The 15421-nt window shown below is 47.7% G+C and carries 15 protein-coding genes; 3 read left to right on the forward strand and 12 right to left on the reverse strand.

The annotated features are described in order from the left end of the window. Window positions 1–387: 387 nt before the first annotated feature. On the reverse strand, window positions 388–993 hold the full coding sequence (locus tag IEY34_RS05535; RefSeq protein ID WP_189008804.1) for a DedA family protein: 606 nt from the start codon (window positions 991–993) through the stop codon (window positions 388–390). Between the two features lie 140 nt (window positions 994–1133). On the opposite strand from IEY34_RS05535, the gene IEY34_RS05540 reads away from it, so the two are divergent. Further along, on the forward strand, window positions 1134–2174 hold the full coding sequence (locus tag IEY34_RS05540) for a YkvI family membrane protein (protein ID WP_189008807.1): 1041 nt from the start codon (window positions 1134–1136) through the stop codon (window positions 2172–2174). On the opposite strand, the gene IEY34_RS05545 is transcribed toward IEY34_RS05540, so the two are convergent. Genes IEY34_RS05545 through IEY34_RS05565 form a run of 5 tightly spaced genes read right to left on the reverse strand, consistent with a single transcriptional unit; the run spans window position 2097 to window position 8596 of the window. Next, window positions 2097–2549, reverse strand: a complete 453-nt coding sequence (locus IEY34_RS05545) for a hypothetical protein (protein ID WP_189008810.1) — start codon at window positions 2547–2549, stop codon at window positions 2097–2099. The two genes, IEY34_RS05540 and IEY34_RS05545, sit on opposite strands and share 78 nt — an antisense overlap. Before the next feature lie 39 nt (window positions 2550–2588). Next, window positions 2589–2873: a hypothetical protein gene (locus tag IEY34_RS05550; RefSeq protein ID WP_189008813.1), complete on the reverse strand. Its 285-nt coding sequence runs from the start codon at window positions 2871–2873 to the stop codon at window positions 2589–2591. Window positions 2874–2906: 33 nt separating this feature from the next. Beyond that, window positions 2907–6143, reverse strand: coding sequence for an AAA family ATPase (locus tag IEY34_RS05555; RefSeq protein WP_189008816.1), 3237 nt, complete (start codon window positions 6141–6143; stop codon window positions 2907–2909). Further along, a complete protein-coding gene (locus IEY34_RS05560) occupies window positions 6140–7417 on the reverse strand; it encodes a metallophosphoesterase family protein (RefSeq protein WP_189008819.1) in 1278 nt (425 codons plus the stop codon). The genes IEY34_RS05555 and IEY34_RS05560 overlap by 4 nt, the downstream gene beginning before the upstream one ends. Window positions 7418–7441: 24 nt before the next feature. Further along, window positions 7442–8596 (reverse strand): glycosyltransferase family 4 protein, encoded by a 1155-nt coding sequence (locus IEY34_RS05565; protein ID WP_189008822.1) that lies wholly within the window; start codon window positions 8594–8596, stop codon window positions 7442–7444. 171 nt (window positions 8597–8767) lie between these two features. On the opposite strand from IEY34_RS05565, the gene IEY34_RS05570 reads away from it, so the two are divergent. Further along, window positions 8768–9904 carry a GGDEF domain-containing protein gene (locus IEY34_RS05570; RefSeq protein ID WP_189008825.1) on the forward strand — a complete coding sequence of 379 codons (1137 nt, stop codon included), beginning with the start codon at window positions 8768–8770 and terminating at the stop codon, window positions 9902–9904. A 127-nt stretch (window positions 9905–10031) separates the two neighbouring features. On the opposite strand, the gene IEY34_RS05575 is transcribed toward IEY34_RS05570, so the two are convergent. The 5 genes from IEY34_RS05575 to IEY34_RS05595 form a co-directional block, all read right to left on the reverse strand. Further along, entirely contained in the window at window positions 10032–10391 is a 360-nt protein-coding gene (locus IEY34_RS05575; protein ID WP_229757487.1) for a DUF1304 domain-containing protein, read from the reverse strand. A 60-nt stretch (window positions 10392–10451) separates the two neighbouring features. Then, window positions 10452–10748, reverse strand: a complete 297-nt coding sequence (locus IEY34_RS05580; RefSeq protein ID WP_189008828.1) for a DUF6509 family protein — start codon at window positions 10746–10748, stop codon at window positions 10452–10454. 56 nt (window positions 10749–10804) lie between these two features. After that, complete coding sequence (locus IEY34_RS05585) at window positions 10805–11074, reverse strand: transporter suffix domain-containing protein (RefSeq protein WP_189008831.1); 270 nt, start codon at window positions 11072–11074, stop codon at window positions 10805–10807. 104 nt (window positions 11075–11178) lie between these two features. Next, complete coding sequence (locus tag IEY34_RS05590) at window positions 11179–12204, reverse strand: CehA/McbA family metallohydrolase (protein ID WP_189008834.1); 1026 nt, start codon at window positions 12202–12204, stop codon at window positions 11179–11181. Then, entirely contained in the window at window positions 12201–12659 is a 459-nt protein-coding gene (locus IEY34_RS05595; RefSeq protein ID WP_189008837.1) for a hypothetical protein, read from the reverse strand. Before IEY34_RS05595 ends, IEY34_RS05590 begins: the two co-directional genes overlap by 4 nt. Window positions 12660–12927: 268 nt before the next feature. Here IEY34_RS05595 and IEY34_RS05600 point away from each other — a divergent pair, with 268 nt between their 5' ends. After that, on the forward strand, window positions 12928–14553 hold the full coding sequence (locus IEY34_RS05600) for a beta/gamma crystallin-related protein (protein ID WP_189008840.1): 1626 nt from the start codon (window positions 12928–12930) through the stop codon (window positions 14551–14553). A gap of 83 nt (window positions 14554–14636) precedes the next feature. Here IEY34_RS05600 and IEY34_RS05605 read toward each other — a convergent pair whose 3' ends face one another. Then, window positions 14637–15392 carry a glycerophosphodiester phosphodiesterase gene (locus tag IEY34_RS05605; RefSeq protein WP_189008843.1) on the reverse strand — a complete coding sequence of 252 codons (756 nt, stop codon included), beginning with the start codon at window positions 15390–15392 and terminating at the stop codon, window positions 14637–14639. Between the last annotated feature and the right edge of the window lie 29 nt (window positions 15393–15421).

A 15421-nucleotide genomic window follows, 5' to 3' on the forward strand; every position in this document is an offset into this window, starting at 1 on the left:
TCCGAGTGATTCAGCTACTTTCCCTTGCATCTACTTTCAGCGTTCTCCCAACCATCTGTCTAAACTAGCTAACTTCAAGATTCCGCACCAGACGGCATGAGGAAACTCATTACATTGGATAAATCCCGTCTAATCGTGAATCTGGCCGCCCATCGGGCTGTTGGATTGGATTTATCCATTGGAATCCTCTGTAAGGCTGAAAAACAGCTTTACAGCAGGAACTTGTGCACGACAGCATCGAATCAGGTGCATATAAGGTTGAAAAACAATGTTACAGCGGAGGCAGCAGCTTTAGCGTGTTTTACAGCGTTAAACCGCCACCACCACCGCACACAACAAAAAACCATGAAACTCCAAAAGGATGAGTTTCATGGTTTTTTTCCACGCTCAAACAACTCTCCGCTTACGGAAGCGGAAATAAATCGCCAATCCAACCAAAGCCACAATCGCCAAAATGAATAACGATATCCCCATATACTTATGAATCAACTGGAACAAACCGTCCAAATTGCTTCCAATAAAGTGGCCAAGTGTCAGGAAGGTTGTACACCATAACAACGCGCCCGTGCCTGCATACAGCATGTACTTATAGAACTTGACACCGCTGACACCGGACAAGTAGCAGGTGAAGTGGCGCACACCCGGCACAAAATACCCAAAGAACACGGTCCATAGTCCGTACTTATGAAACCAGCCTTCCGCTTGTTCAATGCGTTTTGGCGTTAATTTGAACCACTTCCCGTAACGATAGAGGAAAGGTTTTCCTACTCGGTGACCAATGAAATAGCTGACAATCATCCCCGTCATCGTTCCTGCATAAATCACAAGCAGCGTTGTTCCATACTCAAAAGGTCCTCCAGGTGCCGTCAATGATCCAACAAAAGCCATTAACGTTTCATCGGGTACAGGTACACCGATAATGCCGGCAGACAACAATATGTATAGCGCAATATAGCCGTAATGTCCTATAAAATCATATAGAGCTTCTTTCACAAAAGACACACCTCCAATTCGATGCCGTCCTGTTCAGTCTTATTTTACCAAAAAAGAAGGCTTGCCCCAAGTTCCAGTCATGCGCTTGTCTTCCTTGACATACCTTGTACTATACCAAACCAAAGAAAGTAGGGCAATAAATGCGAACAGGATCACAGATCGTCCGAGTTGCCTTTACCTATATCGGGACCGTCGTTGGCGCCGGCTTTGCATCCGGACAAGAGATTTTGCAGTTTTTCACACAATATGGCGGTCTAGCCACCTTAACCATCGCTATATCTACCGTTCTCTTCATCTGGATTGGCATTAAGCTTATGCTCATGGCTCACGAGTTGAAAGCAACTTCCTATGAAGACCTGAATCGGGTTCTGTTTGGCCACAAAATCGGAAATTGGATCAGCCTATTTACCATGCTTGTACTCTTCGGAATCACAACCGTTATGTTAGCCGGCGGCGGAACCGTTTTCGAAGAACAACTGCATCTCTCTTATCAAACAGGGCTGTTAGTGACCCTTGTGCTCGCGTACTTCGTATTATCCCGCGGCATCGGCGCTATTATGACCGTCAATTCCTTCGTTGTCCCCATCATGCTCATGTTCAGTCTAGTGATTGTCATCTATACGTGGCATTCGCCGTCATCAGACAACTGGCTGCGTATAACAAGTGATGCTTCTTTGGTGAAAATAGGGTTTGCGCCATTCCTCTATACCGCCTTTAACTTAGCCATGGCCCAAGCCGTACTCGTCCCTATGGGGGCTTCCATCGAGAAGCGGTCCGTGCTTTACTGGGGCGGACTCCTAGGCGGCGCTGGGATTGGGCTGCTTCTATGGTCCGCACATTATGCGCTTTCCGCGCAAATGCCAGGCATTGCCCAGTATGAAATCCCCATGGGAAATATCATCAACCGACTGGGCTCAGCGCCGCAGTTTGCCTATTTGCTCGTCATTTACGGCGAAATTTTCACCACTTTTATCGCGGATGCTTATGGCCTTTCTTTGCAGCTCCAGCAGCGCACCAAGTTGAAACCTAAGGTTTTGCTGTTCAGCATACTTGCACTGAGCTACTTGGTCAGCCAAATCGGATTCAAGACACTGCTCTCCATCTTATACCCGGTTTTCGGCTTCATTAGCGTGATCTGGCTCGTCCTCATGATTTGGCGCAATCGCTATCGTGCGATGTAAAGCGCCTGTCTGCGCAAAACCCAAGACAATCATCAAACGAACGATCAACAAGACCGTACCCAGTGTGCTAAAAATGATGCCAGATAACAAATACGAAAAATGAAAATTGACCACGTCAGTGCCTGCACGATCACGCAGCGCAGCGAAAAGCTCAGCCAGCAGAAGCAGCAGTCCAACAACAAACAAGGCAACTGCGGCATAATCCATCATTGTCCATCTTGAAAAGTATTTAACTGCAATGTCCACTCGGCTAACCGCTCGCGGTGATGCGGCTTGCTGCTGCCAAAGATAATAAACCATCCACGCTGTATAGAGAGCAGCGCCAGTAACGAAAAGCCCCAATATGCCTCCAACAATTGCAAAAAGTAAATTCATCTGAAAGTCCCCCCTTTCTTGATCCGTGCATACGTCGTATTAGCCATGACGCAGTCCATATAGCAGAACCAGCGTTAGACTGAAACAAAGAACCGGAAGCGCAAAGAGGAGGGGAAACAGGAACCAGCTTGGAAGCCGCATCCCCGGAAGCCAAATAAGTTGCAGATAAGCATCTTCAGCAAGCTTGAGATTTTCTCCTTCGTTACCTGATTTGACGGCTAATCCATCCGCTGCCCCTTCATTCCAGGCGATCTTCCCTTTTTTCCAACCCACCTGATAGGTAATTTCCCGATGTTCTTTTTTCTTATAGCTACCTGATTCCATTCGGATTCCTCCAGCTTTCACATGACCTCTACCTCATGTCATTGAAAGATTAATGTAAGCATGACCGGGAATAACACGCGCCGCTGCTTCTTGAACATGTCCATGACAGGTGAACAGCAGCACTTGATGCCTGCGGCTGATTTCTGCCAAAACCCGCAAGCAGCTCACCATCCGTTCCTCATCGAAATTGACGAGAATATCGTCCATAACCAGTGGTAAAACCGCTTTCCCCGCATATTCCTCCACTAGGGCAAATCGCATCGCCAAGTAGAGTTGTTCGGCAGTTCCACGGCTCAGCTGATTCGTCTCCACAGCCTGTCCGTTCGCACGGAAGGCAACAAGGCGCTGCTCGCCAAAAGGTGCTTTGACTTGTGAAAAAGCACCATTCGTCATTTGCGCCAAATAATCCGATGCTCGCAAAAGCACGCCTGGTTGACGCTCTTGCTCATACACCTCCCGCGCTTTCTTCATCAGCAGGGAAGCAAACGAAGCAACGGCATACTGATCCACCTGCTCGTGCAGTGTTGCCCTGTAATCTTCAAGCTTCAGCAGTTTGTCAGCATGCTCTGTGCCTTGTTCCAGCTTCTCAATCTGCCCGTCCAGCTTGCCGATGACTTCACGCCACTCATTCGACTGCCGCAAAGATTCAGTTAGTTGTGCATGCAGCACAGCCAATTGCTGTGCCATCTCTTCTTCACCGCTCTGATCTAAGAGCTGCGTGTAGGCATCAAATTGCGAAGTACTAAGCAGGGCTACGAGAGAAGCCTCCAGCAATTTTTGCTCTTCTCCCAACTTGCGTCGCTCTTCCTGCTGTCTCTGATGGATGCGTAGTTCTTCTCTGTCTCTGGCATTCGCCTCTTGCAAAAGCAACCTAAGCCGCTCCTGAATACGCTGTTCAGAGGCAAGCAACAGCAGCTGATCTTGCTCATTATCAAAGAACAGCTGTTCACTATGCTGTTTCTTGGCAAGCTGCTTGAGCTGCTCCTGCTCTTTGTCTTTCCAGCTTTTGAGCGCATAAACCGGCTCTTCCCGGGCAGTTCGCGCAAGCGCAAGCTCAAGCCGCTGCGCAACTTGATCTTCGTACTGCTGTATGTTCACGGCCAAAGCATCCGCTTTGGCTGTAAGCTTATGAAGCTGACGCAAACTTTCTTGCCCATGTTCAATCAATTGCAAGGATTCCATGGCCGCATCAGTTGACAAGCTGGCAGCTAATCCAAGTGATTGAAGAAGCTGGCGCCAGCTCAACTGCAGCTGTTGATTCGCCTCTTCCACTCGCTCAAGCTGCCCTTGACGCTGGTCTGCCTGCTGTTCTAAAGAATGCCTGTTTTCCTTCGCCTCCTGGAGCTTATCCAGCTTACGGCGGTATTCATTGAGATGTTGTTTGCTTTGTTCCGCTTCCCTGATCCAGGCATCCAATTGCGGCTTGAACTCAGAAAGATCGGCCTTGATACTATGATCCGTCATTTTCAACCCATGAACAGTTGCCGCTGCCTCATGATACCCGGCCTGCTGCTGCTCGAAGGCTTGGATTTGCTCTCGCAAGCGTCTTTCGATGTCGCGAAGCCCTTGCTCATGATCCGCCTGCTGTTCCCTGCGATCTGACCCAGAAGGCATCGCTCTCGCCGAACGCTGATCTGTTGGCTGACGATCCGTCAGATAGATCAAACAGGCAGCACCGGCAAATACAACAAAGAGCAGCATCGCAAGCCATAGATCACCTTGCCATAAGACTACTAATGGGACAATTATCGCCAAGATCCCGCTCATAATCAAAATTCGCTGCCGCAGCTTTCGCGCGGCTGTTTTCCCGGCTTTGGCTGCTTCTTCAAGGCTTAGCTGAAATTGCTGCTGCACCGCCTCACGTTCTTGCTGGTGTTCAGCGTCACGCACTAACCATTGCCACTGCGCATAATCGTTAGCAATCCGCTGCAAAGCTGTTAGAGGATCAACAGCCCCCATCATTGCAGGCATCTTGCGTAAATCGGACTCGATCCCTCTAATCAGTTCCTGCAGCCGTGCAAGCTGGTGTTCCAAACTATCGAGCTCCGTTTGTACACGAAGTTCATCAGCTCGGCATTGGAGAAACTGTTCTTTGTAAGCGCGAATTTGCTCACGCAGAGAGATAGAGACTGAAAAGGCCGACAAATCAAACGCGTTCTCTTCCCCTTGAGCATCTATTTGTTTCAGCAGTCTGTCTAATTGCGATTGTTGATGTTCCTGTTCCACGAGCAATTGATCTCGGCTGCGTTTCTGATCTTCATAAGCGGCAGCCTGCTCCAGCAAGTGATTCAGCTCCACTTGATGCTCCAGCAGCTTCGGCTGGATCTCCAGCGCATGAAGCTGACTCTCTAGTTCGGACTTCCGCAGCTGAAGCCGCGTTCGGTCTGCATGAACGCGCTCCAGCTCTGCCTCGAGCGCTTCGAGCCGCGCCGAAGCGTGCTCGGGGAAGCTGGCCAGCGCGGGCAGCCCTGCCAGTTCCTGGCCGATCTGACGCAAGCGGACCCATCCGCTTCGCGCCTTGCCGGCCAGGCTCAGCTTCTGCTGCTCCGCGCGCAGCGCTTCCTGCTGCTGCTCCAGCGCAGCGATGCGCGCCTCCGCGGAGCGGCGCTCTGCCTGCAGCCGATCATAGTCGGCTGCTTGATCCTTGCTGCGGCGCAGCGACTGCTCCAGCCCCTCCAGCTCTTTCAGGAGACGGTTCATCTCCTGATTGCGACCGCGGGGTCTGTACAGGCCGTCGGCCTGCGCCGTCAGCTTGCGCTCGGCCTCCATGATGGCCGAGCCGCTCACGCCAAGCCCAGCGCTATACAGATAGCCGCTGAGCTCGTCGGTCTGCAGGGTGCGCAGCTCCTGCAGCTCGGTTAAACCGAAAGCGAACAAGCTGCGAAAGAGGTCGGCCGACAGGCCGCCCAGCAGCGTGTTCAGCAGTTCTTCCCCTCCGGTGGTGCCATCACCGAGGGTGACCTTGACGTGCCCCGCTGAGGCACGTTTGCCGCCTGAGGCGGGCGCATCGTATCGCTCGACGCGAATAAGCTGGCCGTGACTGTCCATCAGCGTCAAGGCCCCTCCGTGAGCGCCGCCGCCCAGCGGCTCATAACGCTCCGAGCGGTTCTGGCGCGTGGGAAAGCCGAACAGCACCGCTCGGACGAAGCCCATCAGCGTACTCTTGCCCGCTTCGTTAGCCCCATAGAACACAACAACCGAGCTGTTCGTGTCCAACTGCCGCTGACGAAGGCTGCCGAAACCGTCCACCTGGATAGAGACTATTCTCATCCGCTTTCCCCCCCATCCGCGGACAGCAAGTCCGCGGCTAGTTCTTCTGCGGCGCGAAGCAGCTCGCGCAGTCGTTCAGGCTCCATGGCTGCCCCATTTCCGGCAGCCTGGGGAAGACTCTGCAGCGCGGCCAATGCCTCGCTCGCAAAGCCGTTCAGCGCAGCCTCATCTGCTTGCAGCGCAGCGGAATATCGCAGGAGATCGCCCAGAAAGCTGGACTCCTGCAAGAGAGCCCCGAGGTCCAGCTCACTTGCCGTTCGATCCTCGATCGTTTCCACCCAAACGAAGCGGCTTCTCTCCTCTTCCGACAATCGCAGCTCAGCAGTCAACTCTTGCAGTGCCCGTCCTTTGCGCAGAAGGCTATGAACAGCGCTGCGTCCTTCCAAAACAAATCGCACGACAGCATCTCTGCCGTCCGCTTCAGATCGAATTCGCTCTAGCTGCTCACCAAGCAAGTCTTTCAACGCCTGCTCCGACTGTATCCCTGAAACGGATAACCGTTCATGAAACCAACGCACACGATCCAAAGCATGGAACGCCAACTCAGCACGTCCATCCTCCGACATCTCGACGATATAGCAGCCGCGTGCGCCAATTTCTCGAATACTTCGGCCTTGGAGGTTGCCTGGATACACAATGGCTGGGTGTTCATGCAGCACATTTCTCGTGTGAACATGACCTAACGCCCAGTAATCCATGCCAGCAGCTAACAAGTCCTGTTTGCGGCAAGGCGCATAATTATCATGACCAGGATCGCCGTCCACGTTCGTGTGCAGCAGCGCAATCTGACATACCGCTTCTTGTCCTTGTAGAAACTGCAGCGCCAAATTATCCGTGACTGCCGCGTTTCGATAAGAAATCCCATGGATTTGCGCGATCTTTCCGCGAACGCCCTTCTCCACCGTGATTGTTTCCACCCGATCGCATGCAAAAAAATGGACGCCTGCCGGCCAAACCAGCTTCGCGGCGCGTCCATCCTCCGGGTCATGATTACCATGAATGACATAAGTCGATATACCGTGCTCTGCTAATTGCTCCAATGCCTTCTGAAAGCGAATTTGTGCGCGCAGAGAACGATCTGATAAATCATAAACATCTCCGCTAATGAGCACAAAATCTACCTGCTCGCGGATAGCTAATCCTACGAGTTCCTTGAGCGCTTCAAACGTAGATTCGCGAATTCGCTCACGAACTCGTTCAGGCAGCGCCGACATGCCTTTGAACGGACTGTCCAGATGCAGGTCGGCGGCATGCATAAACCGCAGTCGTTTCATAATCTAACGCCTTTCTATTCCCATTTATTCGTTGTCAATTTCACTTGCCGTCTCTCTGACGGGGTAGCTTTCATAAACGCTTTTCAGTTGGCGCAGCACCCGGTTCAACGAATAGGTTTTCTTCGCCTTCTCCCAAGCCGTTCGTGCCAAGTTATATCGGAAAGTAGGATCGATCACGACTTTCTCCAACGCATGGCTTAATGCCATAGCATCGCCAACAGGAACAAGCAAGCCATTGTGTCCATGCTCGATTTGCTCCGCAATCCCGCCTACATCCGTACCAATCAGCGCTAACCAACATAGAGCTGCCTCCGCGAATACGGATCCGAATGCCTCAGCACGGGACGGCAGCACAAACACATCGAAAAACGGCATAAATTCCTCAGGATGCAGCATATAGCCGTAAAAAATCGTATCTTCATATATGTTATGCTCGATGGCCAGCTTCTCCAACTCTTCGCGGCTCGGTCCATCTCCGATAATATGCAGCACGAAAGGATGACCGCGCTTTTTCAGTTCACCACAAGCAATCAACAGCGTATCCAGCCCTTTGGCAGGCACCAGCCGGCATACCGTAATGAACTGCGTGACTGGATTTTCATGGGAAATCGGCCGGAACCGTTTCTCATCGAATCCATTCGGAATGACACCGATCCGCTCACTATCCTGAACGTATTCGGACATATACTGCTTAAACGAATTCGAAACCGTAATAATTTGATCTGCTTTAGCTTCCAGCTCGGCATAAATTTGCGTCAGGAATTGATGCTCAATCCCGTTTGGCTGAATGCGATTATTAAGAATCAGCTCTCTCTCAAAGCTTGAGTGAATGGTCAGGATGACTGGCGTATCCGGATAAATCTGCTTCATCGCTAGTGCCGCAATCGGATGATGAGCATGGATAATATCGAATTTCTTGGAAATTCTTAATTTTGTCCACCATACATAATCCTTGTAGGTCTGAATGTATTTATCAACAATCGGGTTCCCGGCAAATTTACGCCAATCGAAAGTGCTGAAGTTCACTTCCTCCGTACCCTTGTTGCGAATTCGTTTAGGTAACGAAAATAATTCCATTTCCCAGCCTTTTTTATTAAATCGGTCCAAAATATACGGGACCATGGATGACACCCCACCCGGCTGTTCCGGGGGGAAAAACAATGCTTGCAAGATGTTCATTGCATGAGCCCCTCTCCCAAATCCTTGAGCTTACCTTCCTATTGTAACTGGTGCAGGTGGAATAGAAAAGAGAACACCGTACTCCTCCACAAACGTTTCTATCCCTCTCTCACATTTTCCTTTATAATAGAGTCACTACTTGTCGAAAAATAGGACATCTTGGGGGAAAGTATGAGCGTTGTTGATCTGCTCTATGGTGAATTAGCTTCTTTATTATCCAATGTAATTGTGTTTGTCATCGTTGTACTCATGTTTGTGATTTCGCTTCGCTTGTTTCTGGATCGCCGCAAAAAAGGCTACATGTCGATGACCATCTCGCTTGTCATTGTAGGATTACAATATATGCTCAAAATTTACGTATCTTTCAGCGCCATTGATACCAGTTTGACGTCTTACACCTTGTTAATGCTGAAAATTATCTCGTTCGTTCTGCTGAATTTTGGGATCTACCAATTATATAATCGAACCTTTCGCAAGCAGTATATCTTCTTCTATGGCTTGATCATCATGGGGTTTGTTGTGTCTGTGCTTCACTTCAGCGTGCCTCAGATGTATAGCGGTACGCCTCAGCAAGTCAGGCTTTTGCAGGACATCGGCCTTGAGTTATACGTTTTTGTCTTAGTTTTTCTTTGCTTTTACATGATCCCCCCTTATGTGGGTCAACAAATGAAATATCAGTTGGCGTTAACCGTTTATTTCTTCATCCAATCCGTGCATCTTGTTAATGTCTATATGTATGGCAATACGCAGCCCATCCTCACGATTGCAGGGAATGCGCTGCCAATTGTGTTCTATTTACTGCTGTTTATGCTGCTATTTGATCGTGTTGTTGAGCTTATGCAGGCGATTTACAATTCATCCATTACGGACGGGCTCACACGCTTGTATAATCGCAAATTTTTCTATAACCGAGTCACTCAGCACGTCCAGCGTCATTTGCCTGTGTACATTTTATTCAGCGACATTGACAATTTCAAGAAATTAAACGATACCCAAGGACATCAAATGGGCGATGATGTGCTCAAGCAAGTCGCCCAGATTATGAAGGAAGAAGCAGAGGATTGCGGAATTGCCGGTCGTTATGGCGGGGAAGAAATGGTCGTCATGGTGACAGATCCCGGTGTCAAAATGGATGCTTTCGCCGAGCGGGTTCGCAGTCGCATTGAGAAAGAAACGATTGTTACTGCGAGCATCGGATACAGTAAGTACAAAAATGGCGTCAGTGCCGAAGAACTCATTAAACAAGCGGATGAAGCCATGTACAAGGCCAAAACAAGCGGTAAAAACAAGGTCGTTAAATATGCGTAGCCAAGACCGCTACTCATAAAAAAAACCCGCTTTTTGTGCAAATAGGAGCCGCTAAAGACTCTTTTTTGCACAAAAGGGGGCTGCCTCAAGGGATTAGGAAATTCTCTTATAAAGGGAACGCGCTTCGCTATTTCAATAATAGAACAATAACAAGTGCAATGACAGCGGGTAAACCTTGCACCAGCCAGATCGATTTCTTAGCCGTTGCTCCGCCATAGAGCGCAGCGATGATTACGCAGATTAAGAAAAAGATTTCTATGGAACGACCGATCACTGGATCAGGATGGACGATCCCCCATACCAGACCGGCTGCCAGAAATCCGTTGTAGAGACCTTGATTCGCAGCAAGCGACTTCGATTGCTCCGCTTGCTCTTTGGTCTGACCAAAAGCCTTCAATCCGCGCGGTGTAGTCCAAAGAAACATTTCCAATACTAAAATGTACAGATGTTCAAGTGCAACAAGTCCTACCAAAATGGAAGCCAGCACAAATAACCCTCCTCTTCATATGCATCTTACAAAAACAACTGCTTTGCATAAAGCATTTTTTTACTCATTTCCTTCATGCACATGTTCTTTGCAAAAGGCCGCTACGCTAGCAACCTCATCATCTTCAAGCTCAAAATCGAGATAAAGCTGCGTCGTTTTCTCATACACTTCGTACTTCAACAAGCCTGATTTATCTTCCTCTACGTTGTAAATGACTCGAATATAGAGGCCGCTTTCCGAATACATGTCGTCATCTTCCTCAACCTCAATATCAAGGAGGAATTCATAGCGCTGTCCGGTCAAAATCTTAAATGGGTCCTTCACCAATTCAACAGTATAACTTGTGATTGTAAACATGATGCTCATCCTCTCTGTCCACAGATCTGTATAATTCCAGCTCTGCCTGTGCGCTTTTAATGCCTATCGCGCGTTTGTTCGTTATCTTTATTCATTTCCTTAGGTTTGCTGCCCCAGTTTTTCGGGTTCAAATACCGTCTGTATTTCCGCGCAACTTCTTTCCCCAGGATTAGACCACCTGTCCAGAACATAACTTCGCTGCAAACAAGAAGTCCAGCAATCCAGCCTGTCATCTTCGTCCCAGAATGTACGAGAAAAGGAATCGTAAAAGCGGATAAGAATGCTAACGCAGAAGCAATCAGCAGTGCTATTCCTAATTTTTTCAAACTTGACAACCTCCCTACGGCAATTCCTTCCTCAAACTTTATATGACTTGTTGGCAATTATCAAGTTTTTACTTCCTTCTGAGGCTTATTAGGTCCATCGTCGTTCATATGGCTGCTGGATTTGCAGCTTGGAAATAGATCGGATTGGTGAAAGCGATCATCGTTCTGCAATTGGCAACGACCCCCAACAGTTCCGCTCTAAGCCAGGTCAGCCCTTCGGTTTGAAATGGAAATGACACAGAATACACAGGACCAGCAATTACACGCTCTTCCATGACACCTAAATTTCCAAACAGCACAATCGTAAATTTCTGTTCATCCAAATGCCAGTGATCTGCCCGTTCTGACATATCTAGCGCGACAGTTGCTTCCCATGCAAGATCAAGGTGCGGTAAAGGTATCTCATCCCCGATACCAAAGTCACTCCCATTTGCTGCTGATTTAATTGTAAACAACAAAAGCGGTCCCATCGTCACACTTACAGCACCAGTACGAATGGCCTCAACAACCGCTTTATCAGCACTTAACTCCTGTGTTCCAAGCTGTAAATACGACACGGCAACAGGCTCCAGCGTTTTTTTCGAAGATATGTGCCAATCCCTTCCACAAACACCAGTAATACGATAGCCCTGGTTTAATAAATCAGTCCACATTCGGTAAGCTCTCTGATTACTTGTCAAAATGGAAGGCAGCGTATATGACCATACCTCTATATAATCGACATCGTGCCAATTTGTAATTTCATACTCCCAGAAGCAACCGGTGCACATCGGGCTGCCTACGCGAAATGGATGGGCGATTCCGACAATTCCATCCTGCCGATGTACTCTTTCAATGCCTACATGAATATCCCTGATTCCTAAATCTCTCCAGTCCACATAGTCAGTAATGCCAATGATCAACATATGCCCGAAAAATGTCGTCCACTCCATACCTCGTACAATATGGATATGATTTTCTTGCTCCACGAGATCACATTCCAAAAGCGGAGACATCGTATTGTGATCCGTCATCGCAATGCCAAACAAGCCGATCTCTTTAGCGCTCTGCGCTAATTCAAACAATGAATGTTCGCCATCGCTGTGATATGTATGCGTATGCAGCTCATACGGCAACCACTTCTTACTCATAGGTCACTCTCCTCTTCCCACACCTCAAGCTTAAACTCACATCTATCAGTAACTATGGCATGGAAGCTTAATGTAATGGTCCATTGTCCGGCAATGAGATGCCCTGGCATCAACCCGGGAGAAGCCTCTCCCGCTGATATAAATAACCTCTGCGAATCCTTCTTTCGATGGCAAGCTCCACGAAATTCCACTGGATCATCAAGTGAAACCGTTATCAAATTTTTTAACGGTACATATTTTTTCCAACTATCTTCTGCAAGAAGTTCGATATTTTCCTCATATTTAGCCTGCCCTTGGCGAATAATTTCCCAAGACAGTTCCTCATCCTCTAAAAAACTAGGGGAATAATCTAAATTAAAAGTAAGAATCTTGCAATGTTCAGAGACAGGAAACATATATCTTTGATGGGTTTTTGTATCAGCAGACGATAAAATTCCTTCTGTCATATCTATCAATCTCAATGGATTCACCTTCAATTCAACTATTTTTTAGTTTACAAGTTCATAAGAATATATTGTAATTTCTTTGGCAGTTACGTAATATGCTTTAGTAGGCAACGCATTTAGTCAACCAGAGGCATGTTGTTGTTGTTACCCGTAATCGATGAGGAGGAATGCTAATGGATTAAGTTACTCTGATGACAGCACCGTCTACCCCAATATGGAATCGATTCCATATTGGGAAAAAAGGTAAACTATTATATCTCAAAGGAGTAGATATTATATGCGCTTAAAGAAACTTACTTCCCAAGCTCTGGCTTCACTTCTACTGATTTCAGCTCTTATGCTAACATCTGTTGCTCCAGCAAATGCTGAATACAACTCAACCTCCAATCGTAACTGGATGGAACAGGTAAACAATGTAAACCCCAACTTCGCGAATACATCAATCCGAGATGTCATTTTACCTGGCACTCATGACTCCGGTACCGGGGTGTTTAATGCTTCCGGTTTCGATAGTGCCGTAGCTCCCGACATTATTAATCCTCGTGAGTGGGCCCAATATGCCGTACAAATCGCTCCGCTTAAGAATAAGTCGAGATCTCAGGATTATAAGGTTTCCGATCAATTGAATCTTGGTGTGCGTTACCTCGACTTGCGCGTTGGACCTAATTTCTGGTTTTCAGGCTTAAACTTTCACCAACAAGATAATGCGCTCCGCACTATGCACGGACTCTATGGAGAATATGTGGAAGATATCCTGCAAGCGACGAAGGTTTTTCTCAATGCCAATTCCAAAGAAATCGTTGTTCTGGATTTCCAACATTTCCATGAAATGAATACAAACAGCTATACCTATTTAAGAGATCGCATTCAGTTTCATTTGGGGAATATGCTTGTTCCTAACACTTATGGCGTAAATACAACCCTCGGGCAGCTTTGGAATGAAAACAAACGGGTCATTGTGCTTTATGGCGACCATAATTATTGGTCAAGCGCAACTACGCATGAAACAGGAAAGGATATCCCGAGCCCCTTCATGAATGAGACTTGGGTATGGAATCGCAAAAACTTCCTGCACTCGCAATGGGTGAACGAAAGCAACTCGCAAGCTATGAAGCAATCGCTTCAGTCAGAAGTGAATACGGCCGGCAACTACCCGAATATGCTTCATGTCTTGCAAAACGTCGTAACACCAACTACCGTTTCAACGACTACCATCTCTGATGTGGCAGGATCAGCCAATACTGTGGCCATGGATGGTTTACAAAGCAATTGGACCAATCAGCGGATCAACATCATCATGACTGATTTCTTCAACAACTGCGATATTGTTAATGTGATTAAGAGACTTAACATGAAATATAAAGATCCTGATGGCACGAATCAAGGCGTCTATGTATACGAGCACCCGGACTACAATGGCAGGATGAATCGTATTCTGGGAGAAGCCGATAATTTAACGGACTATACGATAGGCAACGATACGCTGAGTTCGGTCAAAATTGTTGGGCCCTACAAAGTAGAGCTCTATGAGAATTCAAATTTCCAAGGAACGAAATCTATTCTGACCGCAAGCAGTTCCAATATCATTTCTCTTCCAGTAGGTGATAACAGAGTTACGTCTCTCCGTGTTCAACGCTTGGACGATGAACCTGGCGTTTATGTTTATCAAGATAGCAACTATGAAGGAAAAAGTGTTCATTTCACACAGAATGAATCCAATATGGGGTTAACGTCAGTCGGCCATGATGCCGTTTCTTCAATTAAAATTGTAGGACCTTATCGCGCAGAAGTGTTCGAGCATGCTGACTATCAAGGAAATATGACAGCATACACGTCTGACGCCTCCTCTATTGGCGGCTGGAATGATAAGATTAGCTCCATTAAAGTGTATAAGCTTCCATAATAAATTCACTGATTGAGTCTAAAAATCTTAAATGTCCAAATACGAGAAGAAGGGCTTGTCTCTTCTTCTCGTATTTGGACTTATCAGATTTTCATCTGTTGCTTCAACTGTACCAGTGCAGCCACATTCCGTGTTGTAATCGACGCTACGCCCTCATTTACTAACTGTATCATCCGTTCTTCTTCGTTCACAGTCCATACATACACGGGAAGATCCACGGATTGGGCGTAATCCACAAGCTCTTGGCGAACGATAGTGTGCTCAATATTGATACCAAAACAGGAGGCTGAAAGAGCATCCTCGCAAGTTTTGACGACAGCATCTCTGTAGGAAAGTGTTCTAAACAGGTCGCTGTCCGTATTCAGCAGCTTGCGCAGTCCCGGGTGAGAGTGCTGAGCAAGCAGTGCACGTTCCATCTTACATCCAGAGAGGAATACTTGGGTTGCGAGGTCAAGCCGCTTCACCAACGCAGCTACAGCTTCAATACTCTCGTCCACCTTCAAATCCAAATTCATAATCTTGCCAGCAGATTTGACATGCGGCAGTACTTCTTCCAGACTGCAAATTTGAATGATTTCTCGTTGTTGACCATGATTGACTTCAAATTTATGCTCTCTTAAGGCTTCAAAGGTCGTTTGTGAGATGAGTAATCTCCGCCCTGCAGCGGTCACCCACTCATCCTCATGGGCCAAAACCGGGATGCCATCCTTAGTCACTCTGATGTCTTCCTCCACGACGTCCGCACCAAGTTGAAGTCCTGTCAGCACGGAATGCAGCGTATGATCAAGCGTGTTCATACTGCCGCAGTGTGCCGTAATGATTGGAAATCGATCACCCATCTAATAAACACTTCCTTTCTTCTATCTAC

The organism is Paenibacillus marchantiophytorum (assembly GCF_014640555.1).
GTDB lineage: Bacteria > Bacillota > Bacilli > Paenibacillales > NBRC-103111 > Paenibacillus_E > Paenibacillus_E marchantiophytorum.